Source organism: Bradyrhizobium septentrionale, from assembly GCF_011516645.4.
In the GTDB taxonomy this organism is placed as follows: Bacteria; Pseudomonadota; Alphaproteobacteria; order Rhizobiales; family Xanthobacteraceae; genus Bradyrhizobium; species Bradyrhizobium septentrionale.
On record NZ_CP088285.1, the window covers coordinates 3114849 to 3140183 of the forward strand.

Annotated in this window: 22 protein-coding genes; 7 read left to right on the plus strand and 15 right to left on the minus strand. The window is 64.3% G+C overall.

Annotated elements, in window-relative coordinates; translation table 11 throughout:
* Nucleotides 1–20: 20 nt before the first annotated feature.
* The 10 genes from murA to rpsT all read right to left on the minus strand — a co-directional run bounded on the left by murA (nt 21) and on the right by rpsT (nt 12712).
* The gene (murA, locus tag HAP48_RS16525) at nt 21–1313 is read right to left on the minus strand and encodes a UDP-N-acetylglucosamine 1-carboxyvinyltransferase (RefSeq protein WP_166212565.1); all 1293 of its coding nucleotides are present in this window, start codon (nt 1311–1313) and stop codon (nt 21–23) included.
* A gap of 186 nt (nt 1314–1499) precedes the next feature.
* The gene (gene gyrB, locus HAP48_RS16530) at nt 1500–3935 is read right to left on the minus strand and encodes a DNA topoisomerase (ATP-hydrolyzing) subunit B (RefSeq protein WP_166212562.1); all 2436 of its coding nucleotides are present in this window, start codon (nt 3933–3935) and stop codon (nt 1500–1502) included.
* A 229-nt stretch (nt 3936–4164) separates the two neighbouring features.
* Complete coding sequence (gene recF / locus HAP48_RS16535; protein ID WP_166212559.1) at nt 4165–5301, minus strand: DNA replication/repair protein RecF; 1137 nt, start codon at nt 5299–5301, stop codon at nt 4165–4167.
* Between the two features lie 46 nt (nt 5302–5347).
* A complete protein-coding gene (locus tag HAP48_RS16540; protein WP_166212556.1) occupies nt 5348–5635 on the minus strand; it encodes a GIY-YIG nuclease family protein in 288 nt (95 codons plus the stop codon).
* Between the two features lie 49 nt (nt 5636–5684).
* Entirely contained in the window at nt 5685–6803 is a 1119-nt protein-coding gene (gene dnaN / locus HAP48_RS16545) for a DNA polymerase III subunit beta (protein WP_029079415.1), read from the minus strand.
* A gap of 361 nt (nt 6804–7164) precedes the next feature.
* Nucleotides 7165–8595, minus strand: coding sequence for a chromosomal replication initiator protein DnaA (gene dnaA, locus HAP48_RS16550; RefSeq protein ID WP_029079416.1), 1431 nt, complete (start codon nt 8593–8595; stop codon nt 7165–7167).
* 1197 nt (nt 8596–9792) lie between these two features.
* Nucleotides 9793–11466: an IS66 family transposase gene (tnpC, locus tag HAP48_RS16555; protein WP_166205228.1), complete on the minus strand. Its 1674-nt coding sequence runs from the start codon at nt 11464–11466 to the stop codon at nt 9793–9795.
* 46 nt (nt 11467–11512) lie between these two features.
* A complete protein-coding gene (tnpB, locus tag HAP48_RS16560) occupies nt 11513–11860 on the minus strand; it encodes an IS66 family insertion sequence element accessory protein TnpB (RefSeq protein WP_063676425.1) in 348 nt (115 codons plus the stop codon).
* Nucleotides 11857–12252 (minus strand): IS66-like element accessory protein TnpA, encoded by a 396-nt coding sequence (gene tnpA, locus HAP48_RS16565; RefSeq protein WP_166202956.1) that lies wholly within the window; start codon nt 12250–12252, stop codon nt 11857–11859. Before tnpA ends, tnpB begins: the two co-directional genes overlap by 4 nt.
* A 193-nt stretch (nt 12253–12445) precedes the next feature.
* A complete protein-coding gene (gene rpsT / locus HAP48_RS16570) occupies nt 12446–12712 on the minus strand; it encodes a 30S ribosomal protein S20 (RefSeq protein ID WP_029079417.1) in 267 nt (88 codons plus the stop codon).
* Between the two features lie 358 nt (nt 12713–13070).
* Here rpsT and HAP48_RS16575 point away from each other — a divergent pair, with 358 nt between their 5' ends.
* The 3 genes from HAP48_RS16575 (at nt 13071) to HAP48_RS16585 (ending at nt 15056) form a co-directional block, all read left to right on the plus strand.
* Nucleotides 13071–13388 carry a hypothetical protein gene (locus HAP48_RS16575; RefSeq protein ID WP_029079418.1) on the plus strand — a complete coding sequence of 106 codons (318 nt, stop codon included), beginning with the start codon at nt 13071–13073 and terminating at the stop codon, nt 13386–13388.
* Between the two features lie 130 nt (nt 13389–13518).
* A complete protein-coding gene (gene msrA, locus HAP48_RS16580) occupies nt 13519–14178 on the plus strand; it encodes a peptide-methionine (S)-S-oxide reductase MsrA (RefSeq protein ID WP_029079419.1) in 660 nt (219 codons plus the stop codon).
* A gap of 128 nt (nt 14179–14306) precedes the next feature.
* Nucleotides 14307–15056 carry a polysaccharide biosynthesis/export family protein gene (locus HAP48_RS16585; protein WP_166212553.1) on the plus strand — a complete coding sequence of 250 codons (750 nt, stop codon included), beginning with the start codon at nt 14307–14309 and terminating at the stop codon, nt 15054–15056.
* Nucleotides 15057–15186: 130 nt separating this feature from the next.
* Here HAP48_RS16585 and HAP48_RS16590 read toward each other — a convergent pair whose 3' ends face one another.
* The 3 genes from HAP48_RS16590 to HAP48_RS16600 are packed head-to-tail and all read right to left on the minus strand — an operon-like array spanning nt 15187 to nt 17064.
* Entirely contained in the window at nt 15187–15858 is a 672-nt protein-coding gene (locus tag HAP48_RS16590) for a dienelactone hydrolase family protein (RefSeq protein WP_166212550.1), read from the minus strand.
* Between the two features lie 57 nt (nt 15859–15915).
* Nucleotides 15916–16257 carry a hypothetical protein gene (locus tag HAP48_RS16595; RefSeq protein ID WP_166212547.1) on the minus strand — a complete coding sequence of 114 codons (342 nt, stop codon included), beginning with the start codon at nt 16255–16257 and terminating at the stop codon, nt 15916–15918.
* 21 nt (nt 16258–16278) lie between these two features.
* The gene (locus HAP48_RS16600) at nt 16279–17064 is read right to left on the minus strand and encodes an alpha/beta fold hydrolase (RefSeq protein ID WP_166212544.1); all 786 of its coding nucleotides are present in this window, start codon (nt 17062–17064) and stop codon (nt 16279–16281) included.
* 287 nt (nt 17065–17351) lie between these two features.
* Between HAP48_RS16600 and HAP48_RS16605 the strand changes: the two genes are divergently transcribed.
* The 4 genes from HAP48_RS16605 (at nt 17352) to HAP48_RS16620 (ending at nt 22947) form a co-directional block, all read left to right on the plus strand.
* Nucleotides 17352–17843, plus strand: coding sequence for a (2Fe-2S)-binding protein (locus tag HAP48_RS16605; RefSeq protein WP_026192016.1), 492 nt, complete (start codon nt 17352–17354; stop codon nt 17841–17843).
* Complete coding sequence (locus HAP48_RS16610; RefSeq protein ID WP_166212541.1) at nt 17840–20131, plus strand: xanthine dehydrogenase family protein molybdopterin-binding subunit; 2292 nt, start codon at nt 17840–17842, stop codon at nt 20129–20131. The genes HAP48_RS16605 and HAP48_RS16610 overlap by 4 nt, the downstream gene beginning before the upstream one ends.
* Before the next feature lie 271 nt (nt 20132–20402).
* Nucleotides 20403–21500: an HD-GYP domain-containing protein gene (locus HAP48_RS16615; RefSeq protein ID WP_166212538.1), complete on the plus strand. Its 1098-nt coding sequence runs from the start codon at nt 20403–20405 to the stop codon at nt 21498–21500.
* 157 nt (nt 21501–21657) lie between these two features.
* On the plus strand, nt 21658–22947 hold the full coding sequence (locus HAP48_RS16620) for a cytochrome P450 (protein ID WP_166212535.1): 1290 nt from the start codon (nt 21658–21660) through the stop codon (nt 22945–22947).
* 16 nt (nt 22948–22963) lie between these two features.
* Here the strand turns inward: HAP48_RS16620 and HAP48_RS16625 are convergent, their stop codons facing one another.
* Together HAP48_RS16625 and HAP48_RS16630 are read right to left on the minus strand one after the other, a co-directional pair.
* A complete protein-coding gene (locus HAP48_RS16625) occupies nt 22964–24544 on the minus strand; it encodes an AMP-binding protein (protein WP_166212533.1) in 1581 nt (526 codons plus the stop codon).
* A 191-nt stretch (nt 24545–24735) separates the two neighbouring features.
* Entirely contained in the window at nt 24736–25146 is a 411-nt protein-coding gene (locus tag HAP48_RS16630; protein ID WP_166212530.1) for a VOC family protein, read from the minus strand.
* Nucleotides 25147–25335 lie beyond the last annotated feature (189 nt).

The window sequence follows — 25335 nt, forward strand, 5'->3', positions numbered from 1 at the left end:
GTTTCCGGATCATGCCCGGATCACGATCGCGCTGGGATCCGCTTGATCCTGGCGCCGAGCGCGTTGAGCCGCTCCTCGATCCGCTCATAACCGCGCTCGATCTGGTCAGCGTTGTTGATGGTGGAGGTGCCCTCGGCGCAAACCGCGGCAAGCAGCATCGCCATGCCGGCGCGGATGTCGGGCGAGCTCATCGGCGCGCCGCGCAGCCGGCTGGGGCCGGCGACGATCGCGCGATGCGGGTCACACAATACGATGCGGCCGCCCATCGCGATCAGATTGTCGACGAAGAACATCCGCGACTCGAACATCTTCTCGTGCATCAGGATGACGCCGTCGCACTGCGTCGCGGTGACGATCGCGATCGACATCAGGTCGGCCGGAAACGCCGGCCAGGGCTGGTCCTCGAGCTTCGGCACATGGCCGCCGAAATCGTCCTGGATCTTCATGGTCTGGTTCGATGGCACGACGAGGTCGTCGCCCTCGATGCCGCAGACGATGCCGAGCCGCTCGAAGCCCATCCGGATCGAGCGCAGATGCTCGACACCGGCGCGCGCGATGCGCAGCGGCGAACGGGTCACCGCGGCAAGCCCGATCAGTGAGCCGACCTCGATATGGTCGGGCTGGATCGCGTAGGTCGTGCCGCCGAGCGTCGCCGACCCATGCACGGTGATGGTGTTGGTGCCGATGCCTTCGATCTTGGCGCCGAGCGCGACCAGGAAATTCGCGAGGTCCTGCACATGCGGCTCGGAGGCCGCGTTGCGCAGATAGGTGGTGCCGCGGGCGGCGACGGCGGCGACCAGCGCGTTCTCCGTCGCGGTGACGCTGGGTTCGTCGAGGAACACGTCGGCGCCCTTCAGCCGCGAGGCGCGGAATTCGAGCCGGTGCGTCGCGGTCACGGTGGCGCCGAGCTGTTCGAAGGCCAAAAAGTGCGTGTCGAGCCGGCGGCGGCCGATCACGTCGCCGCCGGGCGGTGGCAGTGCGACCTCACCGCAACGCGCGAGCAGCGGACCCGCGAGCAGGATCGAGGCGCGGATGCGCGCGCACAGCGCCGGGTCGAGATCGGCGGCGCGGATCTCCTTGGCGTGGATCTGCAGCGTGTTGCGCTCGGTCCATTCGGCGGCGGCGCCGACCGAACGGCACAGCTCGACCAGCGTTTCGGTATCGCGGATGCGTGGTACGTTGGTCAGCGTGACCGGATGCTCGGTCAACAGCGCCGCGGCGATGATCGGCAGCGCGGAATTCTTGTTGCCCGACGGCTCAATGGTGCCCGAAAGGCGGCGGCCGCCTTCGACGATGTATTGGATCGGCGGCACGCGGAATGTCCCCTAACGCATCATGCAGACTTGGATTCAGACTCGGCCATTCAAAATTCCACAACGGAATCAATGGCAGTTCGGCACCGTAACACAGTTTCCGATGCAGCATCCACCCGAAAGGTAGCCGTGCGACAGCGCCGATCGCGCCGTCACGGATGCGTCATTTGGTCGGGGTGCAGGCCTTTAGATGTCGATGGTGGCGCTGAGCGAATTGTCCTGGATGAACTCGCGGCGCGGTTCGACCACGTCGCCCATCAGCTTGGTGAAGATGTCGTCGGCCTCGTCGACTTCCTTGATCTTCACCTGCAGCAGCGAGCGCGCCTCTTTGTCCAGCGTGGTCTCCCAGAGCTGCTCCGGGTTCATCTCGCCGAGACCTTTGTAGCGCTGCAGCGAGACGCCTTTGCGGGCGGCATCGGTCACGGCCTCGAACAGGTCGATCGGGCCGTGGATGATTTGCTCGATATCCTTGCGCCGCAGCTTGCCCGCCCGCACGTAAATCTCTTGCAGCCTGGTCGCATATTCGTCGAGCTTGCGTGCATCCGCCGAGCCGAGAAAGGCGTCGTCGATCACGGCCACTTCCTTGACGCCGCGCACGGTGCGCTCGAACTGGAAGCCCTGGCCTTCGGTGAAGGTGCCGACCCAGCCGCGCTCCACTTCGTCGGCAACTGCGTCGAGCCGCTTGGCGATGTAATCAGCCGCGGAGTTGGCGGTCTCGATATCGCCGGTGATCCTGGGGGTCAGCACGCCCGCGATCGCGGCCTGCTCGATCACCGCTCGATTGTAGCGGCTGTGCAGGTTGCGCAGCACCGAGCGGATCACCCTTGCGTCCTCGACGAGCGACCGCAGGTCGCGGCCCGAGCGGTCGTCGCCGGAGGCCGGCTTGAACACGCATTCGTCGAGCCCTGTCGCGATCAGATAATCCTCCAGCGCGCGCTCGTCCTTCAGATATTGCTCGGACTTGCCGCGCGAGACCTTATAGAGCGGCGGCTGGGCGATATAGAGATAGCCGCCATCGATGATCGAGCGCATCTGGCGATAGAAGAAAGTCAGCAGCAGCGTGCGAATATGGGCGCCGTCGACGTCGGCGTCGGTCATCACGATGATCTTGTGATAGCGCAGCTTCTCGACCGAGAAATCGTCGCTGATGCCGGTGCCGAGCGCGGTGATCAGCGTACCGATCTGCTCGGACGACAGCATCTTGTCGGGACGCACGCGCTCGACATTGAGGATCTTGCCGCGCAGCGGCAGCACCGCCTGGAATTCGCGGTTGCGGCCCTGCTTGGCGCTGCCGCCTGCCGAGTCGCCCTCGACGATGAACAATTCGGATTTGGCCGGATCCTTCTCCTGGCAGTCGGCGAGCTTGCCGGGCAGCGAGGAGACGCTGAGCGGGCTCTTGCGCGTCAGCTCGCGGGCTTTTCGCGCAGCCTCGCGGGCTGCGGCGGCCTGGATCACCTTGCCGACGATTTCCTTGGCTTCCTTCGGATTCTCCTCGAACCAGGCGGCGAGCGCCTCGTTGAGGACGTTCTCGACCACCGGTCGAACCTCCGAGGACACCAGCTTGTCCTTGGTCTGCGACGAGAATTTCGGATCGGGCACCTTCACCGACAGCACCGCGGTGAGGCCTTCGCGGCAATCGTCGCCGGTCAGCGCGATCTTTTCCTTCTTCGCATTGGCCTCGGCATAGCCGTTGACCTGGCGCGTCAGCGCGCCGCGGAAGCCGGCCAGATGGGTGCCGCCGTCACGCTGCGGGATGTTGTTGGTGAAGCACAGCACGTTCTCGTGGTAGCTGTCGTTCCACCACAGCGCGGCTTCGACGCCGATGCCGTTGGCCTCCGAGCGCACCATGATCGGTGCCGGCACGATCGCCTTCTTGTTGCGGTCGAGGTATTTGACGAATTCCTCGACACCGCCGGAATAGTGCATCTCCTCGCGCTTCTCGACCGCGTGGCGCATGTCGGAAAGCACGATGTTGACGCCGGAGTTGAGGAAGGCGAGCTCGCGCAGCCGATGCTCAAGCGTCGCGAAATCATATTCGATGTTCTTGAAGGTCTCGGGCGAGGCGAGGAAGGTGACCTCGGTGCCGCGTTTGCCCGGGGCGTCGCCAACCACCTTGAGGGGCGCCACGGCATCACCGTGGGCGAATTCGATGTAGTGCTCCTTGTCGTCGCGCCAGATGCGCAGCCCGAGCTTGCTGGAGAGCGCGTTGACGACGGAGACGCCGACGCCGTGCAGACCGCCGGACACCTTGTAGGAATTCTGGTCGAATTTGCCGCCGGCATGCAGCTGGGTCATGATGACCTCGGCCGCCGAGACACCCTCGCCCTTGTGGATGTCGACCGGAATGCCGCGGCCGTCGTCGTATACGGTGACGGAATTGTCGGCGTTGAGCGTGACCAGGACGCGGCTGGCATGGCCCGCGAGCGCTTCGTCGATCGCGTTGTCGACGACCTCGTAGACCATGTGGTGCAGGCCGGACCCGTCGTCGGTATCGCCGATATACATGCCGGGCCGCTTGCGGACGGCGTCGAGGCCCTTCAGCACCCGGATCGATTCCGCACCGTATTCGGCCGGAATGGGATGCTCAGATTCGGCAGGGGTCTGCCGGGCAGGTTCTGTCATGTGAGGCCTTCGAGGATGTCCCGAATCAGCGGCGCAAGATGGGGCGCTGATCGTGCTATTTGTGCCATGAAAGAGGAGTTGCGCCTAGCGCAAAGTCTCTGTCCACAAACTATTGAATAGATGGGATTTTTTAGACCTTTTTCAAGGTCTTCAAAGGCCGATTCCGGAGGCTCTGAAAAGCCCGATTCGGCGGCAGATTCGGACCCTTCGTGGAGGCTGATTCAACGCCTCAGCCGCGCGGTGTGGCGCGGCCGGGTTCGACGTCGAAAATCTCCCCTCGCGGGCCGATGTCGACGAAGGCGGCAGGGTCCGCGCCGGTCATCCAGACCTGCGCGCCGAGCTTGGCGAGTTCGTCGAACAATGCCTTGCGCCTGTTGGGATCGAGATGGGCGACGACCTCGTCGAGCAAGAGCAGCGGCACGATACCGGTCATCTCCGCGACCATCGTGGCGTGCGCCAGCACCAGCCCGATCAGCAGCGCCTTCTGCTCGCCGGTCGAGGCATCGCGGGCCGGCATGTTCTTCGGCGCGTAGATCACCTGCAGATCGGTCAGATGCGGGCCGTCGAGCGTGCGTCCGGCGGCGGCGTCGCGCGACCGGCTGGCGCGCAGGATCTCGCGGTAGCGGTCCTCCACCGCCGTTGCAGGCTCCTGCAGCAGCGCATTCTCCATCCAGCCGTCGAGCATGATCTCGGCGGACGGGAAGGCCGACGCGGCGCCGCGCTCGCGCAGCATCACGGCGAGCTTGGCGGCGGTCTGGCCGCGCGATGCGGCGACCGCGACCGCAAGCTCCGCGGTCTCGCGCTCGATCGCGTCACACCAATGGTCGTCGTAGTTGCGCACCTCGAGCAGGCGGTTGCGCGAGCGCAGCGAACGCTCCAGCGCCGAGACGCGGCTGGAATGCTCGGAATCGATCGCCAGCACCAGGCGGTCGAAGAAGCGCCGCCGCTCGGACGCGGCGCCCATGAACAGGCCGTCCATCGCGGGCGTCAGCCACACCATACGCAGATGGTCGCCGAACGCGGTTGCGGAACCCACCGGTTCGCGATCGATCCGGCAGCGCCGTGTGTTGCCCGCCTCGCCGGTCGGCGGATCGATGCCGGTGCCGAGCGTGGCGAGGCCCAGTGCGCCCTCGACCTCGGCCGAGACCGCCCAGGAGCCGTCGCCCTGATTGTCGGCGATGTCCTCCAAGGTCGCGCGGCGCAGGCCGCGGCCCGGCGACAGGAACGAGATCGCCTCCATGCAATTGGTCTTGCCGGCGCCGTTCGGCCCGACCAGCACCACCATGTCGCCCGCGACCTGCAGCGTCGCGGTCCGGTAACTGCGGAAATGCGTCAGCGACAGGCGATGAATGCGGGACGGGGTCATGTTACCTTGTCATTGCCGGGCTTGACCCGGCAATCCATCGTCCGCGTCAGCGGACAATTTCATCATATAAATCTCGCCAATCGGGATTGCCGCCGACGATCAGATCGATTTTCCACTCGCCCGACCAGTGCTTGATGTTTTTCTCGCGCTGAAGCGCCGCTGCGATAGTCTCATGCGCCTCAAAGTAGACCAGCGTTTTGATCCCGTACCGTTTCGTAAAGCTCTCTGCCAGCCCCTCGCGATGCTCGTAGATGCGCCGGACCAGATTGTTGGTTACGCCGACGTACAGGGTTCCACCGGGCTTGCTGGCGGGGATGTACACCCAATAAGTCATTTTGTTTGATGGATGGCCGGGTCAAGCCCGGCCATGACGAGAGTGAATTTCACACCCGCATCGGCATCAGCACGTAGAGTGCGCCCTTGCTGTCCTTGTCCTGCACCAGGGTCGGCGAGCCGGGGTCGGCGAGCTTGAGCACCGCGACCTCGCCTTCGATCTGGGCCGCGATGTCGAGCAGGTAGCGCGAGTTGAAGCCGATATCGAGCGCGTCGGAGGCGTATTCGACCTCGAGCTCCTCGGTGGCGCTGCCGGAATCCGGATTGGTCACCGAGAGCACCAGCTTGCCGGCGGACAAAGCGAGCTTCACGGCGCGGCCGCGTTCGCTGGAAATGGTCGAGACGCGGTCGACCGCGGCCTCGAAATCCTTCTTGTCGACGACCAGTTCCTTGTCGTTGTTCTGCGGAATGACGCGGCCATAGTCCGGGAAGGTGCCGTCGATCAGCTTCGAGGTCAGCACCACATTGCCGAGCGTGAAGCGGATCTTGCCGTCCGACAGCTCGATCGAGATCTCGGCGTCGTCGCCCTCGATCAGCCGTTGCACCTCGCCGACCGTCTTGCGCGGCACGATCACGCCGGGCATGCCGGTTGCGCCCTTGGGCAGCGCGAGGTCGATCTGGGCCAGGCGATGGCCGTCGGTCGCAACCCCGCGCAGCGTCGCCGCCTTGGCGCTGCCGGCCGCGTGCAGATAGATGCCGTTGAGGTAGTAGCGGGTCTCCTCGGTCGAGATCGCAAACTGCGTGCGGTCGATCAGGCGCTTGATGTCGGAGGCCGGCAGCGAGAAGGAGTGCGTCATGTCGCCGGCGGCAAGGCCGGGGAAGTCGCTCTCGGGCAGCGTCTGCAGCGTGAAGCGCGAGCGCCCGGCCTTCACCGCGAGCACCGAGCGGTCGCCGTCGGCTTCCAGCACGATCTGCGAGCCGTCGGGCAGCTTGCGCACGATGTCGTAGAACATGTGCGCCGGCACCGTGGTCGAGCCGGCGGTTCCGGTCTCGGCGGCCAACGTTTCCGTCACCTCGAGGTCGAGGTCGGTCGCCTTCAGCGACAATTTGGCGCCTTCGGCGCGGATCAACACGTTGCCGAGGATCGGGATGGTGTTGCGGCGCTCGACCACGCGGTGAACGTGACCCAGCGATTTCAGCAGTTGCGCGCGCTCGACGGTGACCTTCATTGCAATACCCGCCAGATCCCTCAGATGGAAAAGCCGGGCGGCCGTTCAGGGCAGCACCGCGGCATTGGAAACCCGAAAAGCCGGATCAATACCGGATTTGATCAAACCCACGGGGGGACCGCAAGGTGGCGCGGATGGGCGGCCGGTGCAAGGGAAACGGGCGCAAAAGGGTCCCCGTTCCCCACGTTTTGGGCCGGAAAAATGTTTGGCCCTCCCCCTTGAAAAGGGGAGGGCCATGGAACGAGCAAGAGCCCCGTTCCGATTGAATCGGAACGAGGCTCTTGATTCTGGTTTTGACGCGTTTTCTTGACGCGAACCGGTACCCACTTCGCTCGAAACGCGTCAGCCTGACGCGACGGCCTTATTCCTGCAGCTGACGTTTCAGCGATTCGACTTCCTCCGACAGCGTCGTGTCCTTGGCGACCAGTGCCTCAATCTTGCGCACGGCGTGCAACACCGTGGTGTGGTCGCGGCCGCCGAAGCGCCGGCCGATCTCCGGCAGCGAGCGCAACGTCAGCGTCTTCGCCAGATACATCGCAACCTGGCGCGGGCGCACCACATTGGCGGTACGGCGGGACGACAAGAGGTCGGAGCGGCTGACATTGTACTGCCGGGCGACCACGCGCTGGATGTCCTCGATCTTGATCCGCTTCGGCTCCTGCGGGCGGATCAGGTCGCGCACCTCGCGCTCGGCCATCTCCAGCGTCACCGGCTGGTTGTTGAGCTTGGAGTGCGCCAAGAGGCGGTTGATCGCGCCTTCGAGGTCGCGGCCATTATGGGTGATGGTGCGCGCCAGATAGTCCAGCACTTCCTCCGGCACCTCGAAGCTTGCGTGGTGGACGCGGGCCGCGGCGACGCGCGACTTGAGGATGCCGAGCCGCAGTTCCTCGCCGAGCGAAGCCATCTCGACCACCAGACCGCCGGCGAGCCGCGAGCGCACGCGGTCGTCGAGGCTTTCCAGATCCGACGGCGGACGGTCGGCCGCGATCACGACCTGGCGGCCGGCGTCGATCAGCGCGTTCAGCGTGTGACAGAACTCGGCCTGCGTCGACTTGCCCTGCAGGAACTGCAGATCGTCGATCACAAGCACGTCGATGCCGCGCAGCGCTTCCTTGAACGCCAGCGCCGTCTGCGTCTTCAGCGCTGCGACGAAGCCGTACATGAACTTCTCGGCGGTGAGATACAGCACCTTGCGCTCGCCGCCGGAATTGCCGGCCCAGGTCACCGCCTGCAGCAAATGCGTCTTGCCGAGGCCGACGCCGGCATGGATGTAGAGCGGGTTGAACATCACCGGATCGCCGCGGCGTCCTTCCGCCACCTGGCGCGCAGCCGCGTGGGCCAGCGTGTTGGAGCGGCCGACGACGAAGCTTGCAAAGGTCAGGCGCGGATCGAGCGGCGAGCCGCCGAGCGCGTCATGGCTTGCGGACACCGGCGCGGTCGCGAACGAGCGCAGTTCAGGCGCCGGACGGCCATCGGTGCGCTCGACGCGGCGCGCTTCGACGGGCGCAACCGGCTCCTTCGCCGGGGCCATCGCACGGATCGCGGAGCGCACGGTGAGATCGATCTTGTGCACTTCCGGCATCTCGGCCTGCCAGCACGAGAGCACGCGGTCGGCGTAATGCGCCTGGATCCAGCTCTTGAGGAACCGGGTCGGAACCGACAGGTGCACGCTCTCGTCGTGCACGCTCTCCAGATCCATCCGTGCGAACCAACTCGTGTAAACGTCCTCGCCAACGCTCGTCCGCAGACGGCCCTTCACCCGCGACCAGCGATCCTGTTCCGTATTCGTCATAGCCTTCGTACTTCCAAGTCTGAGAGAAAATTGTTGCGAAAACGCCGTGCAGGGTTCCTGCCACGACGCGACCTCCAGCGGGCGCGGTCTGCTCCGGACAAAGCTCTTCCGTGTGGCGACCATGCGCCACCGGACAGATCAGCTGTTTGGAGAAGATGCGTCCCGCGAGGTCAGCGCGTACTCGACGGTCTCTTGGGGTGAGAGCTGGCGTCCGAGGGGTTGATTACGGCACCACTGGAGATTTGCGCTTCGGCTGTCGTTGGATCGACTGCAGTGATGATACCGTAAGGCATAAGTCCTCCCCCTCCTGCCGCGACGTATCGCGGCAAGTTGTCAGCTTGCTAGTGTCTTAGTTTCGAACTGCCGCTACCGAACACTAAAAATGTCCGGCGCTTCGCCGCCGCGTGTCGCCGTCAATTCGTTCACTTACTCCGCGTTCCCGATGCCGGATTCCGACGACTGTCCTGGTCTCTCTTGTTCGATCCCCCAAATTGCCGGGGACATCGCCGGAGAAATTTTGACACAGGCCAACCGTCCTCATATTGCTATGAGTTATCAATCTAGCTTCGCTTGGAAAGCGTCGCTAACGCGCACACCGCCGCCGATTTGCACGTCCGCCCTTGGGTCTCAAACCGCGCTGATCTGGAGAGCCGTGGGCGTCGCGAACAACAAATAAATACACCAAGCGCATTTTCTGACAATCCGTGGATTCGACGGGGACCGCGACTCTTCGCGACTGTTGCGGCGTTGCGGATGCAGAGTTGCGAAAGCAAGGTTTTGAATCAGCGTACAGAATCGCGCGCGTCACAAATGACGGTGCAATACCAAAAATTTTTCATAGAAAATTTACATTTGGTCTCGCGCCGGTCATTTTTCCAATCGCTGCTCAGCGCTATGTGCATAAGTAACTCGCGAGACGTCATTTTTCTCGATTGCTTTTGCAGGGTAACCCCGCTCGCGTTTTCAACGCGCGATGCTGCGCGTTATTCCATTTATCGCGCTTAGCGCCGAACAATCTGCGCGAGTGCGATGCGTTAAGCATACCGAGCCGGTAGAACTACGGACACGACGAAACATGACACGCAGTTCGTTGCGCAGCAATGCGCATTGTTCGTACGCATACGACGGAGGCCGCCTGATTGACGCATGCGCGCGGGCACGGCGAGGTCTATGATGGCATTGGGTGAAGGGTGAAGGTCAGGCGGCCTGCTGATTGGCTGGCTTGTCGGCCTGGCGCAGGAGCTTCCATTCCCAGGGCAAGAGCTCGTGCAGACGCGATGCGGGATGATCGGCGATACGGGCCAGGACGTCGGCGAGCCAGGCCTTGGGATCGACGTCGTTGAGGCGACAGGTCGTGATCATCGTCAGCATGATGGCGGCACGGTCGGCGCCGCGTTGGCTGCCGGCGAAGGTCCAGTTGCGCCTTCCCAAGGCGATGCCTCTCAATGCGCGCTCAGCGCAATTGTTGGTCAAGCAGATCCTGCCGTCGTCGAGGAAGCGGGCGAAGCCGTCCCAGCGCCTGAGCATGTAGTTAATCGGCTTCAGGACCTCGGAGGAACGCGAGAGGGTTTCGCGCTCGCGGAGCAGCCAGGCATGCATGTCCTCGAGAAGTGACTTACTCTGTTCCTGGCGAGCGGCACGCCGCTCGCCGGCACCGCGGCCGTTGATGGCGCGCTCGATCTCGAACAACGTATCGAGGCGTCTGACAGCCTCCAGCGCGATCGGGGAGACCGGTTTGCCTTTCTTGCCTTCCCGAGCATTTTTCTCGATATCAGCCAGCTCGAAGAAGCCCCGCCGCGCATGGGCCACGCAAAACGCCGGCGTAATCGGCAGCGCCTTCTTCTGCGGGTCGAACAGCGGCTCGAAGCCGCTGTAGCAATCCGCCTGCAAGATGCCGGCGAAGGCGGCCAGATGTCTCTGTGGATGCTCGCCTCGTCGGTCGCTCGAGGCGTAATAGACCGCTGCCGGCGGCGCAGGCCCGGCGAACGGCCGGTCATCCCGCACATAAGTCCAGATCCGCCCGGTCGTGCACTTGCCCTTCGCCAGAATACGGATGGTGGTGTCGTCGCCATGAAGGCGCTCGGCAGCGAGCACGTGGCGTTCGATCAAGTGGAAGAGCGGCATGACGGCGAAGGTCCCGTGGCCGACCTGGTCGGCCAGCGTCGACAACGGCAGGTCGATCCCCTCGGCCTTAAAGCGCGCACTCTGGCGGTTGAGCGGGATATGCATGCCGAACTTGTCGAACAGGATCGTCGCCAGCAATTGTGGGCCGATGAAGCCGCGCGGCGTGGCATGGAACGGCGCGGGCGGCTGGCTGATCTTCTCGCAATCGCGGCAGGTGAACTTCTCGCGTACCGTCTCGATCAGCTTGAAGCGGCGCGGGATCTCCTCCAGCGTCTTGGTCACATCCTCACCGATCTTCGCCAGCCGCGATCCACCGCAGCAGGCGCAGGTCGTTGGAGTCTCAATGACGACGCGCTCGCGTTCGATATCGTCAGGCCATGGCTTGCGCACCGGCCGCTTGCGCATGAAGGGGCGGACGTTCTGCGTCTTCGCCGCTGCGGCCTGTGCGGCAAGCTCATCCTCGCTCGCCGTGGTGACGAGTTCTTCGAGCTCCAACTCCAACTGCTCGAGCAGCCGTGCCGAGCGCTCGGATCGCTGCCCGTGCAGTTCGCGTTTCAGCTTCTCGATGCGCAACTCGAGATGAGCGATCAGCGCCTCGGTATCCGACAGTTTCGCCTGCGCATTCGCGGCTTGCGCCTGCCAGTTGGCGGCCTTCGCCTCGGCTTTCTGTCGCGCCTCACGCTCGGCCTGCAGCGCCGCCAGGGCACTGACAAGGTCCGATGGAAGATCATCCGGCTTCGATATCATGGAGCCATTGAATCAGATCGAGCAGCAGATTCAAACCGTAAAACGACTATCCGACCCGCGTCGGACGCTGGGTTTCTTGAGGGTTGCGCCAATCGATCCCGGACAACAGATAGCTCAACTGCGCCGGAGAGATCGTTACCGATTCACCAGCAACCGATGGCCAGATGAACCTGCCTCTCTCGAGTCTTTTGGTGAACAAGCAGGCGCCCTGGCCATCGTGCCAAATGACCTTCAATAGATCACCGCGTTTGCCCCGGAAGCAGAAAAGACCGCCGCCCATGGCGTCGCGCTTGAGCACTTCCTGCACGCGCAGAGCCAGGCTCGGAAAGCCGCACCGCATGTCGGTATGGCCCGTCGCCAGCCACACCCGCACGCCCGTCGGGATCGGGATCATCGGCGCGCCAGGCCCCGAGCAATTCGAACGACCGCCTCGATATCCGCACCGGGGCCGAAGACCACGCGCAGCCCCTGAGGGCTCACGATTTCGATCTGACCTGTCTCGACAGCTTCCGTCGTTGGCGGCGTACTTGCCGCAACTATCGCAGGGACGAATGTCGGGCCGATCGAATCCTCTTCGGCCGGATCATGACAGGTCCAAGCCTTGCGCCAGCTCAGCAGAAGCTGACGTGATATCCCATACCGGCGAGCCGTCGCCGACACCAGTCGTGGCCCCGAGAAGCTCTCCTCTACGATTCTGAGCTTCTCCGCACGCGTCCAGCGTCGCCGCCGACCGGTCTCCACCAAATCCATGCGGCTCAGCACCGCACTGTCCTTATGTCCGTCCATAAGGACAGTCAGCTACAGATCGGAAAAACTCGCAAGACGGCCGCCCTCGGACGGATACCATTGTTCTCGCGCTATGAAACTTCCACGACAAAAGTTGAGACAAAAACAAAAAGCCCGGCGCGAGCCGGGCTTCGTGACAAATGTGTTCTTCAGTCAGCTGCGCGTCAGCTCACTGGTCGTCTCACTCGTCAGCTCACTTGGCGAGCTTGGCGATGCTCTGCGTGAGACGCGACACCTTACGGCTCGCGAGGTTCTTGTGAATGATGTTGCGCTGCGCTGCCTTCATCAGTTCGGGCTCGGCCTTGCTCATCGCCTTCAGCGCCGCCTCGCGGTCGCCGCTCTTGATCGCTTCCTCGACGGTGCGCACCGCGCCACGCATCTGCGTGCGACGCGACTTGTTGACGATGGTGCGGCGGGCAATCTTGCGGGTCGCCTTCTTGGCGGAAGTGGTGTTGGCCATGGTTCTCTAACTATCCTTCGGCGGTGATCGCTCGTGGTCGGGCTTGCGCGCACCGGCCGGTTCAAATCTCAACTCTGATGTATTTGTCCAAGGTGTCCTCGAGGCGGCCATGCCAAGGCGCATAATGCTGCCCCCGCATGCGGCACTGTCCAAAGAACAGCGGCGGCAGGATTGCGCCCGCCGCCATCGGCCGGTCTTATAGATGGCGCAGGCTCAAGCGTCAACGCTTTCGGGGCCCAAAAAGGGCCGGAAATCGGGCCTGCGGGGGCCGGATAAGCCGCTGAAGAGGTTGAATTTCCGGGGGGCGCCCGGTAAGGCCTGACGGCGCGCCGGGCGCGACAGGGAGTTAGGGTGACGCATGATCCGCGGTTTTTTCCGTCTGATCGGCCTATTGCTGCTGGCTGGCAGCTTCATCTTCATGGTCTATGACGGGGCGCGCTACGTCGCCGACCAGAGCCTGCGGTTCACCCAGTTCGGCCAGTTCTGGAACGATATCCATCAGTCGAGCCAGCAGGCGTTTCATGCCTGGGTGGATCGCTTCGGACCCTGGATCTGGAACGACGTGATCCGCCTGCTTCTGGAGCAGCCGGTGTTCGCGGTGCTCGGCATTGCCGGCATCCTGCTGATGATCCTGTTCCGGCCGCGCAAGCCCTTGATCGGCTACGCGCGGGACTGACCTGGCTGCAGCCCCTCTTGGCCGCAGCCCTCAGTAACGGGGCTGCCATCATCTGCGTAAGGACATATATAGGTGACAGCCGGCCCGCAGGCCGTTGCCGCGTCGGCCGATGTCCCGCCCGGAGGTATCCATGTTGTTCATGCGCAAGACCACCGCGTTGCCGAGCGCCACCGAGGCGCTACCGGGCCGCGCGACGCCGATCCCGACCGCGACCACCCATTTCGTCAATGGCAGCAAGTTGACGCCGCCCTACCCGCAAGGCCTCGAACAGGCGGTGTTCGGGCTCGGCTGCTTCTGGGGCGCGGAGCGCAAGTTCTGGGAACTCGGCGACGGCATCTACACCACCGCCGTCGGCTATGCCGGCGGTCACACGCCGAACCCGACCTATGAGGAGGTGTGCTCGGGGCGCACCGGCCACACCGAAGGGGTGCTGGTGGTGTTCGACCCGAACAAGATTTCCTACGCGAAGCTGTTGAAGACGTTCTGGGAGAACCACAACCCGACGCAGGGCATGCGCCAGGGCAACGACATCGGCACACAGTATCGCTCCGCGATCTACACGTTCAGCGACGCGCAGCGCAAAGCGGCTGACGAGTCGCAGGCTATGTATCAGAAGGCGCTTGCCGCCAAGGGCCTCGGCGCGATCACCACCGAAATCGCGCCGGCCGGCGAATTCTACTTCGCCGAGGACTATCACCAGCAGTATCTCGCCAAGAATCCGGCGGGCTATTGCGGGCTCGGCGGCACCGGCGTGTCCTGCCCGATCGGCGTCGGCGTCAGCGCCGCCTGAACGCGGTCCTGATGCTGCAAATCGATGGGAGGCCGGGTTTTCCGGCTTCCCGTTCGATCCTCGAAAACCCTTTATTAACCATAAGTGGTGCAAGACTAGGCTTGTCTCGCCGTTGAGGGATAAGTCCGGTGCCGGTTGCACGCGCGTTACGATTGCCGATCACTGCCGTTATGGCTGCGCTCGCGTTGTCCGGCTGCATGAGCACGTCCGGACCGGTTGCGGTCGGCCCGCAAGGTGTCGATGCCGTCAGCTACGGCCCGGCCCACGCACCCGCTCCGGTTGCCGATGCTGGCGGCGGCGGGGCGATCAGCGCATTGCGCTCGGCCTTCGCCAGCGCTCCCCCCGCTTATGGATATGCCGCGCCGGTCGCCGCCCCGATCGTCTTGGCCGCCGCACCGGGTGAGCCCGCCGGTTACGACAATGGCTATCATCTCGGCCCGGGCGACAAGCTCCGCGTCGTGGTCTATGGCCAGGAAGGCCTGACCAACTCCTATGCGATCGGCGCCGCGGGCGCGATTACCATGCCGCTGATCGGCTCGGTGCCGGCGCGCGGCCGCACGCCCGCCGGTCTCGCCGGTGAGATCTCGGCGCGGTTGCGCAACGGCTTCATCCGCGAGCCGTCGGTGGCGGTCGAGATCGAGTCCTATCGGCCGTTCTTCATCCTCGGCGAAGTCGCAGCGCCCGGCCAGTATCCCTATGTGCCGAACATGACCGTCGAAAGCGCGGTCGCGATTGCCGGCGGCTTCTCGCCGCGCGCCCGCCGCGACAGCGTGACGCTGACGCATACGGATGCGTCCGGCTCCGGCCGCTTCGTGGTGCCGCTGGGCACGCCGATGGGTCCGGGCGACACGGTGTTCGTCGGCGAACGCTGGTTCTGACCACCGCTCGTCATGCGCGGGCTTGACCCGCGCATCCATCCGGCAAGACTCTTTCGAAGACGATGGATTGCCGGTCATAGGCGAGCGGAAGCGACGCCGTCCTTCGGACGGCTATGCCCGGCAATGACGATCAGCGTAAATGCTTCGCGAAAAATTCCATGCTGCGCGGCCAGGCGATGTCGGCGCTCGCCTTGTCGTAGCTCGCGCGTTCGTCGCAATGGAAGCCGTGCTGGGCGCCGGGATAGATGAAGATTTCGACCTCGGGGCGCTTCGACTTGATGGTCTCGACGTCGCTCAAGGGAATGCCGGCGTCCTTCTCGCCGAAATGCAGCTGCGTCGGCACGGTCGGCTTGTCGTCGGCGAAGCGCACGACGGCGCCGCCGTAATAGCCGATCGCGGCCGAGAGGCCGGTCAGCTTGGTGGCGGCGGCATAGGCGATGCTGCCGCCGAGGCAGAAGCCGATGATGCCGACCGGCCCGGCCGGTTTCACCGCATCGATCGCCGCCTGGCTGTCGCGCAGCATCGCGGCAAAGTCCGGGTTGGCGACGAATTTGCGCGCTTCGGCGACCTCATCGGGGGAGTAGCCGCTCTGGAAGTTCGGCGTGATGCGGTCGAAGATCGATGGCGCAACCGCGACATAGCCTTCCTTCGCCAGCCGGTCGCAGACCAAGCGGATGTGGTGATTGACGCCAAAAATCTCCTGGATCACGACGATCGCGCCCTTCGGCGCGCCGGCCGGATCGGCGCGATAGGCGCCGAGTTCAAATCCGTCTGACGCTTTCAGTTTGATGTCTTGTCCCATGGTCCATCCTTGTCATGTTGGGGGTTGCATGAAGGTCTTGGTGACGCGTTCGAAGCTCTAGCGCCACATCCAGTTCTCGCCCCAGTCGCCCTTCCAGCCGGCCAGCCGGCCCTTGCGGAATTGCAGGTAGAGACGGTCGTGGTGCGGAAACAGTCCGCTGCCGCCGATATCGCGGAAGGTCAGGAAAATCTCGTTGCCGGGCCGTCCGCGGACATAGGTGAAGGGGGTGCCGAGCGCGCGTTGCGCGTCGGCTATGCCCATGCCGAACACCAGCGGTGTGGTGTTCGACAGCGTCGCGGTGAAGGTCGGCGTGGCCGGGCCGCCGAACGGCGGCAGCTTTTCGGCGCTCGCGTCGGTTGCGGCCGCCACGATCAGCAGGGCGATGGCGATCGATTTCATGGCTTGTCCTTCACGGGTTCTTCACTTGGCCTTTCCCGGCGAGCCGGCCTCAAGGCCATCCAGGAACGGCAACACCGCGGCGATGAAGGCCCGCGGCTGGTCGATGTTGACGGCGTGGCCGGCATTCGGAATCACCGCCTTCTGCGCGCCCGGGATTTTCGCCGCCATGTAGTCGGAGGCGGCCAGGAACGGCGTGTCGTCGGCGCCGACCACGACCAGCGAAGGCACCTTGATCACGGGCAATGATTCGATCACCCGCGCGTCGCGCTGCGCCAGCATGCCGCGCGCGGCGAGCGCGAGGCCTTTGGCGTTGCGATGGGTGACCGAGGCGCGCTCGGCGCTCAGCGATTTCAGCACCTCGAGCCCTTCGCGATCGAAGCGGTCGCCGGTGTCGCGGGCGCGCTGGTTCCAGACCTCGCGGGCGTCGTCCTTCTTGAAGCCAGGGCCGGTGTCGATGATCAATAGCGCGCGCACCCGCTCCGGATGGGCGCGATGAAAGGCCAGCGACATGTAGCCGCCGAGCGACAGGCCGCCGACGATCGCCCTGTCGGCGCCGGCGGCGTGGAGCAGGGCTGCGATGTCGCCGACTGTCGCCGCCTCGCTGTAGGCATCCGGATTGTCGGGATAGTCTGATAGCCCGTGCCCGCGCATGTCCCACAGGATGAGCTTGTGCCGCTTCGACAGCGCCTCGATCTGGCCCTGCCACATCGCCGAGGTCGACGAATAGCCGTGGGTGAGGATCAAGGGCGGGCCGCTGCCGTGGATCTCGTAATAGATATCGACACCGCTGCGGTTGAGCTTGGCCATTGACGGGCTCCTTCTGTTGTCGATCTCAGGTCCGGCAGCGCTACCGACCTTGGTAGGAGGCATCGATACGGCATCAATACTGGCATTTCAAAAGCTTCATGCCGTTGCCGCATCGCACAAAGCGCAGTTTTCGATATTTATTCTTTTCGATCAATTCCAAATTGGATTGCCTCCAGCCGGGAACCGGATCATTGTTTCGGCAACTGTCGCTTACCCGGTGGGCGCCAGGCGTGACCCAACAGTGAGTAGCCGCCGTAAGCGGCTTCCGACACCGGAAGGGGAGAGAGATGCCAAATCTCAATATCAACGGACGGAATATGTCCGTCGAAGCGGCCAATGACACGCCGCTGCTTTGGGTCATCCGCGAGCAATTGCAGATGACGGGCACCAAATTCGGTTGCGGCGCCGGTCTCTGTGGCGCCTGCACGGTTCACGTCAACGGCGAAGCGGTGCGGTCCTGCCAGACCTCCGTCGCCGACGCCGTCGGCAAGAAGATCACCACCATCGAAGGACTCTCCGCCAAGGGCGATCATCCCTTGCAGAAGGCCTGGGTCGCCGAGCAGGTGCCGCAATGCGGCTACTGCCAGTCCGGGCAGATCATGCAGGCGGCGGCGCTGCTGTCGAAGAACACCAATCCGACGAAAGAGGAAGTGGTCGCGCATATGGACGGCAATCTCTGCCGTTGCATGACCTATTCACGAATCCAGAAGGCGATCATGCGTGCTGCGTCCGACATGCGCACCGCATCGGCCACCGGATCCGAGCGGAGGGCCACATGAACAAGCACGTGAAAAGCCTCGCTCCCGAGACGACCGATCTCAGCCGCCGCTCCTTCCTGGTCGGCACCGCTGCAACCGGCCTCGTGCTCGGCTACGCCGCCGTGCCCAGCATCGACCAGGCGCTCGCGGCGCCCGCACCCGCCAATTTCGAGCCGAGCGTCTGGTACTCGATCGCGCCGGACGGTCTCGTCACCGTGACCTGCGGCAAGGCCGATATGGGCCAGCACGTCGCCTCGACCATGGCGCAGATCGTGGCCGAAGAGCTCGGCGCGAACTGGAAGGACATGCGGGTCCAGCTCGCCTCCAACGATCCGAAGTTCAACGATCCCGTGCTGGGCGCGCAGATCACCGGCGGCAGCTGGTCGACGATGATGAACTTCGACGCCATGAGCCGCGCCGGCGCTGCCGGCCGGATCGCATTGACCGAGGCGGCGGCGGCCGCGATGGGCGTGCCGGCCGGTGAGTTGGTGGTGCGCGCGTCCACGATCAGTCATCCGAAGTCGAAGAAATCGATGTCGTTTGCCGACGTGGTGAAGAGCGGCAAGGCGACCAAGACCTTCACGGCGGATGACCTGAAGGCGCTCAAGCTGAAGACGCCCGATCAGTACACCATGATCGGCGTCTCGGTGCCGCAGATCGACATTCCGTTGAAGGTCAACGGCACGGCCAAATACGGCATCGACGTGATGGTGCCGGGCATGGTCTACGGTGCGCTGGTCACCCCACCGGTGCGTTACGGCGCCACCGTGAAGTCGGTCGACGATAGCGCGGCCAAGAAGCTGCCCGGCTTCATCAAGGCCGTCACCCTCGACGACAAGACCGCAACCACGACCGGCTGGGTCGTCGCGGTCGCCAATACCTTCGCGCAGGCGAAGAAGGCGGCCGAGGCGCTGAAGATTAGCTATGACAGCGGCCCGAACGCAAAACTGTCGAGCGAATCGCTGTTCACCGAGGCCAAGCGGCTGCAGGGACTGAGCGATTCCGGCGAGTTCTTCGTCAAGGACGGCGATCCGAACGCGGCGTTCGGCACGGCGGCCAAGGTGCTGGAGGCGGAATACACCACCAACATCAACATCCACGCGCCGATGGAGCCGATGAACGCCACCGCGGAGTTCAAGGGCGACATCCTGCATATCTATTCCGGCAACCAGTTCGCGACGCGCTCCGGTGCGATCGCAGCCGGCGCCGCCGGGATCGATCCGAAGTTCGTGGTGATGCACCAGATGTGGCTCGGCGGCGGCTTCGGCCGGCGTCTCGACGCCGACATGATGGTGCCGGCGGTGCAGGCGGCCAAGGCTGTCGGCAAGCCGGTCAAGGTCATCTACTCGCGCGAGAACGACATGACGATGGACTTCTCGCGTCCGTTGACCTTGCAGAAGGTGAAAGCCGGCATGGACGGCGACGGCAAGATCGTCGCGATGAGCCATGACGTGGTCTCGGCCTGGCCGACCCAGCGCTGGGGAATCCCTGATTTCCTCACGCCATCGGTCGACAAGAAGGGCCCGCTGGACTCGTTCACCGTGAACGGGGCGGACTTCTTCTACACCGTGCCCAACCACTATGTGCGGGCGATCAAGAACGAGATGGCGCACAACGCCACCCCGTCGGGTCAGCTCCGTTCGGTGGCGCCGGGCTGGACGTTCTGGGCGGTCGAAAGCATGATCGACGAGATCGCGCATGCGACCGGCAAGGACCCGGCGCAGCTGCGCATCTCGTTGCTCGACGGCAAGGGCAAGAACGACGGCGGCGCGCAGCGTCTCCGCAACACCTTGCTCGCCGCGATGGGCCTCGCCGGCTACGGCACCAAGCAGCTGCCCAAGGGTGAAGGCATGGGCGTGGCCTGCGTGTCGTCGCAGGAGCGCGCCACGGCGAGCTGGACCGCCTGCGTCGCCCATGTCGCGGTTGCGCCATCGGGCGAGGTGACGGTGAAGAAGCTGACGGTGGCGACCGACGTCGGTACGCAGGTGAATCCCGATGGCATCCGGGCCCAGGTCGAGGGCGCGGCGCTGTGGGGCATGTCGCTTGCGCTGTTCGAGAAGGCGACGTTGAAGGACGGCGGCATCGAGCAGACCAACTTCGACACCTACACGCCGCTGCGGATGAGCCAGCTGCCGGAAGTCGCGGTCAACGTCATCGCCAATGGCGAGAAGGCGACCGGCGTCGGCGAGCCTGCGGTGACGGTGGTGGCGCCGGCGATCGGCAACGCCGTCTTCAACGCGGTCGGCGCCCGCGTCCGCGGCCTGCCGATCACCGCGGAGGCCGTGAAGTCTGCGATGAAGAAGGCTTGATGGCCTGAACGAATGAAGACGCCGGAGAGCGCGACAGCTCTCCGGCGTTTTTTCTTGCGCTTTTTTCTTGACCGGCGCCGCAAAAATTCACGATCCGCCGCTGCTGCCGCCGGCTGACTTTATTTCCGGCCGACCTGATTTTGCTGGCGGATTTTGCGGTCGCTCAAATTGTATCCATTGCGCTTAACCGCCGTTCAGCATCCCCATTAAGTCGGAGGGAACGCATCGTCAGGTAGCGTCCGGCGTCGGTCGTTACCGCGACGGGGATGTCATGACTGCCTTGGCCAATAACCAGACTTCGAAGCGCCGTCTCCTGCTGGCGTCAGATCGAAGCGATCAAAGCAACGAACTCGCCAGCATCCTGCGCTCGGTGGGCGAGGTCGATACCATTCCGACCTCGGATATTCCCGAGCAGCCGGCCCGCGATCTCTCCGGCATCGTCGTCGACATCAACCTGCGCTCGCCCGAAGCCGTGCAACTGGTTCGCGCCAAGCTGCAGGCCGACGCCTATCGCGAGATGCCGCGGTTGTTCGTGCTGGCGGATGCGCTGCATCACGCCTCGATGCAGGCCTGGGCGCTCGGCGCCACCGACACCATCTCGCGGCCGTTCGATGCGCGCGGCATCCTGCAGCGCATCCGCGCCGCATTTCCCGACAACAGCGGCTATGACGAGTCCGATCGCGGCAAGGCGCTCAACCGCGGCGTCGAGGCGGCGCACGGCGTGATGGTCAAGATGTTCGAGCGGATGCGCGCCGGCGAGCCGCTCAAGTTCGAGGACATCGTTGCCGCCGAGAACAAGATCCTCAAGGCGATCAAGCACAATTCGCTGCGCGAATGGCTGACCACGGTCGGCTGCCACCACCAGGAGACCTATCGCCACTGCCTGTTCGTGACCGGTTTCGCGGTGGCGTTCTCGCAGCATCTCGGCATGCGCGAGGACGACCAGCGCCGGCTCGCCCGCGCCGCGCTGCTGCACGATGTCGGCAAGGCCTTCGTTCCGGTTGCGCTGCTCGACAAGCCAAGCGCGCTGACGGTCGAGGAAATGGCCGAGATGCGCGAGCATCCGCGCCGCGGCTATGAAGCGCTGTCGGCGCAGGGCGGTTTTCCGCCGGAAATGCTCGACGTGATCCTGCACCATCATGAATTTCTCGACGGCACCGGCTATCCCAACGGCCTCAGCGGCAACCAGATCAGCGACATCGTCCGCGTCACCACGATCGTCGATGTCTATGCCGCCCTGGTCGAGAAGCGCGCCTACCGGCTGCAGTTCACCCACGCCAAGGCGTTCTCCATGATGGAGGAGATGGGCGGCAAGCTCGACCAGCAATTGCTGCAGGCGTTCCGCCCGGTGGCGTTCGGGCACTATTGAGCCGCAACGGCCTTCGCCGTCATTGCTTCGTCGCTTCGCTCCTCGCAATGACGCGGAGGTGAAGTGTTTAGCCAATCAACGCAAGTCCTCGTCCTTACCTCCGCCTAGATTCCGGTGATCATCGGCGCGACCGATGCTTTGGCGGGTGAGGACGATCATGGACACGGCAACGACCGGGGATCTCGACATCCCCGCAGACATCGCGGCAAGCCTCGTCGATCCGGTCGCCTATGCCGACGATCGCATCCACGACGCCTATCGCTGGCTGCGCGCCAACAATCCGCTCGGCATCGCGCGGCCGGAGAAATTCGATCCGTTCTGGGTGGTGACCAAGCACGCCCATATCCAGGCGATCAGCCGTCAGAACGACCTGTTCCACAATGCCGACCGCCCGACCACGCTGACCAACCAGGCGCTCGAGGAACGCGTTCGCAAGATCACGGGCGGGCCCAATCTGGTGCGCTCGCTGGTGCAGATGGACGCGCCCGACCATCCGAAATACCGCGCGCTGACGCAGGGCTGGTTCATGCCGGCCAATCTCGGCAAGTTCGAAGGCCGCGTCCGCGAGATTGCGCGCGCCACGGTGCAGCGCATGCTCGACCGCGGCGGCGCCTGCGACTTCGTCGAGGACGTCGCGCTCGGCTATCCCTTGCACGTCATCATGGAGATCCTCGGCGTGCCGGAGGCGGACGAGCCGCGCATGCTCAAGCTGACGCAGGAACTGTTCGGCCCGCAGGATCCCGACACGGCGCGCGTTCGTGACGCGCTAAGCGCGGAACAAGTCGCCGTGATGTTGCAGGCGATCATCGCCGACTTCTCGGCCTACTTCCGCAAGATCACCGAAAATCGCCGCCAGAACCCGCGCGACGATCTCGCCACCGTCATCGCCAACGCCAAGATCGGCGGCGACTATATGCCCGAGCACGATCAGACCAGCTATTACATGATCGTCGCAACCGCGGGGCACGACACCACCTCATCCTCGACTGCGGGCGCGATCTGGGCGCTGGCGAACGACCCCGCGGAATTCGCCCGGGTGAAGGCCAACCCGGAATTGATCCCGGGCCTGGTCGACGAGGCGATCCGCTGGATGACGCCGGTCAAGCACTTCATGCGCTCGGCCACCGCCGACACCGAGCTCGGCGGCCGCAAGATCGCAAAAGGCGACTGGCTGATGCTGTGCTACGCCTCGGGCAATCGCGACGAGGAGGTGTTCGAGGAACCCTATCGCTTCCGCAGCGACCGCAAACCCAACCGCCATGTCGCGTTCGGCTATGGCGCGCATCTCTGTCTCGGCCAGTATCTCGCCAAGCTCGAAATGCGCATCCTGTTCGAGGAACTGCTGCCGCATCTGAAATCGCTGTCGCTCGACGGCGAGGTGAAGATGACGCAGGCCTATTTTGTCAACGGCCCGAAGAAGCTGCCGATCCGGTTCGAGGTGAATTGACGCGGCCAGGGCCGCGTCACTCCAGCATCTTCCTTAGCTCGGCCTTAGCCACCTTCTCCAGCGTCGAGCGCGGCATCTCGTCGACGAAGCGGATTTCGCGGGGCACCTTGAAGTCGGCGAGCGCCGAGCGGCAGGCGGCCATCACCTTGTCGTGCAGATCGGCGGGCAACGCCGCGACGCCGGTCTGCGGGATGATGAAGACGACCGGCACCTCGTCCAGCATCGGGTGCTTCTTCGCCTCCACGGCGGCTTCGCGGACCCCCGGCACCACTGCGATCACCTGTTCGATCTCGGAGGCCGCGACATTCTCGCCGCCGACCTTCAGCATGTCCTTGGAGCGATCGCCGAACCTGATGTAGCCGCGCTCGAGCAGCGTGACGCGGTCGCCGGTGACGAAATAGCCGTGCTCGTCAAAGCTTTCGTGCGTCGCCTTCTCGTTGTGCAGATATTCGGCAAACAGCGACAGGCCGGGAATGCCCTTGATCAGGAGATTGCCGGTCTCGCCGACGCCGGTCGGCGTGCCGTCATCATTGGTGATGCGAATTTCGTATTCCGGTGCAGCGCGGCCGATCGACATCGGCGTGTTCGGCTGGTCGACTTCGCCGATGATGCCGTGGGTGATGGTCTCGGTCATGCCCCACCAGCCGATGATCTTGACGCCGAACACCGCGAATGCCGGCGGCTCGTTCACCGCGGTGCCCCAGAGCCTGAACTTGTGATTCCTGGGGATCTCCTGCTCGAGCAGCGCCTTCATGCAGAACGGGATCGTCGAGGTCCAGGTCGCGCCGTGCTCGAGCGCCACCGGCCAGAACCGGCTTGCCGAGAAGCGCGGCTGGATCACGCAGGTCGAGCCGACCCACAGGCTCGCCAGCATCGAATAGGCCAGCGCGTTGGTGTGAAACAGCGGCAGATAGGTCTGGTGCACGTCGGTTGCGTGCAGGTCCTGATGCGCGGCATTGATCTTGGCGCCCCACAATGCGTTGGCGTGGGTCCACAGCACCGCCTTCGGCCGCGATGTCGTGCCCGACGTGTATTGCACGCTGCAGGGGGCGAGCGGATCGGTCGGGCGCTGCGGCCGGTCGGCGCTGTCGGCAAACAGCGCTTCAAAGCTGTCGCCGCGCGCGGGCGCCTGTGCCGGCGCTTGCCCGGCATCATGCGAGGTCACCGCGATCCAGCGCAGGCCCTTGCAGTTCGTGGCAAGCAGTTCGGCATAGGCCGGCTGGGTGATCGCAGCGACCGCGCCGCAATGGCCGGCAAAATACTCGATCTCGGCCGCAGCCGAGCGGGTGTTGGTGGTGACGGCGATGGCGCCGAGCTCGACGCAGGCGAACCATGACGTGATCGCCTCGATGCAGTTGTCGAGATGGATCAGGACATAGTCGCCCTGCCGGATGCCGCGCCTGGCGAGGCCCGCGGCCAGTGCGCCGACACGCTCATGGAATTCGCCGTAGCTCCAGCGCCGCGCCGGCGCATCGAACGGGGCCCAGATCAGGAACGGATGATCGCGGCGCACCTCGGCGCGCATCCGGAGCAGCCACGGCACGTCGAGCCCCGCAAACGGTCCCACGACGCCCGGCACTGGCTTTGAATTGGTCATATGTCCTCCCGCGCGCCGCTTCAGCGGCTGCTTGCTTGTTCTTGTCGGCAGCCTTTGTGCCACCGTGCACGGCTACGGGCAAATCCAGATGTTATTCCGCGGGGCGCAACACCGCGAACCGCAGGCGCGCAATTGCGCGTCATTGTTCGGTGCTTCGCTTGGCTCGCAATGACGGGGAGAGTTACCTCGAGTCAATCCTGATACGACGAGATCTCGATCAGGCTGCCGTCGGGGTCGCGGCAATAGACCGAGCGCAGCGCGCCGCGCGCGCCCTGCTTGGCCACCGGGCCTTCCTCGATCTTGACGCCGTTGGCCTTCAGATGCGCGACCACTTCCTCCGGTGTGCTCGAGGTCAGGAAGCAGAGATCGTCGCTGCCCGCCGCTTCGTGATCGGCGGTGAACCAGTCCACCTTGTCGGCATCGCGCGGCCGCACATTGATCTTCTGGTTGCCGAACACCAGCGAGGTGCGCGGTGTCTTGCCGTTGCCGGGGTCGAACACCTTCACCTCCATGCCGAGGATCCTGCTGTACCAGGCAACCGAGCGCACGACATCGGTGACATTGATCACGAGATGGTCGAGCCCATTCACCTTGACGGACATGCGCGATCCTTTTCGGTCCAGAGCCTCAATGCAAGAATTCGGCGCTTCGGTTCTGATGCAATCAGAGCCGAAGCTTAGCCTTTCGTCGCGGTCGGTGGCGCACGTGTCGCACTGGCCGCACCAGACATTGTTTGTTAAAACCGCGCCGCACGCAACGCAACAGAAACGGGCAGGGCGCCAAACCCTGCT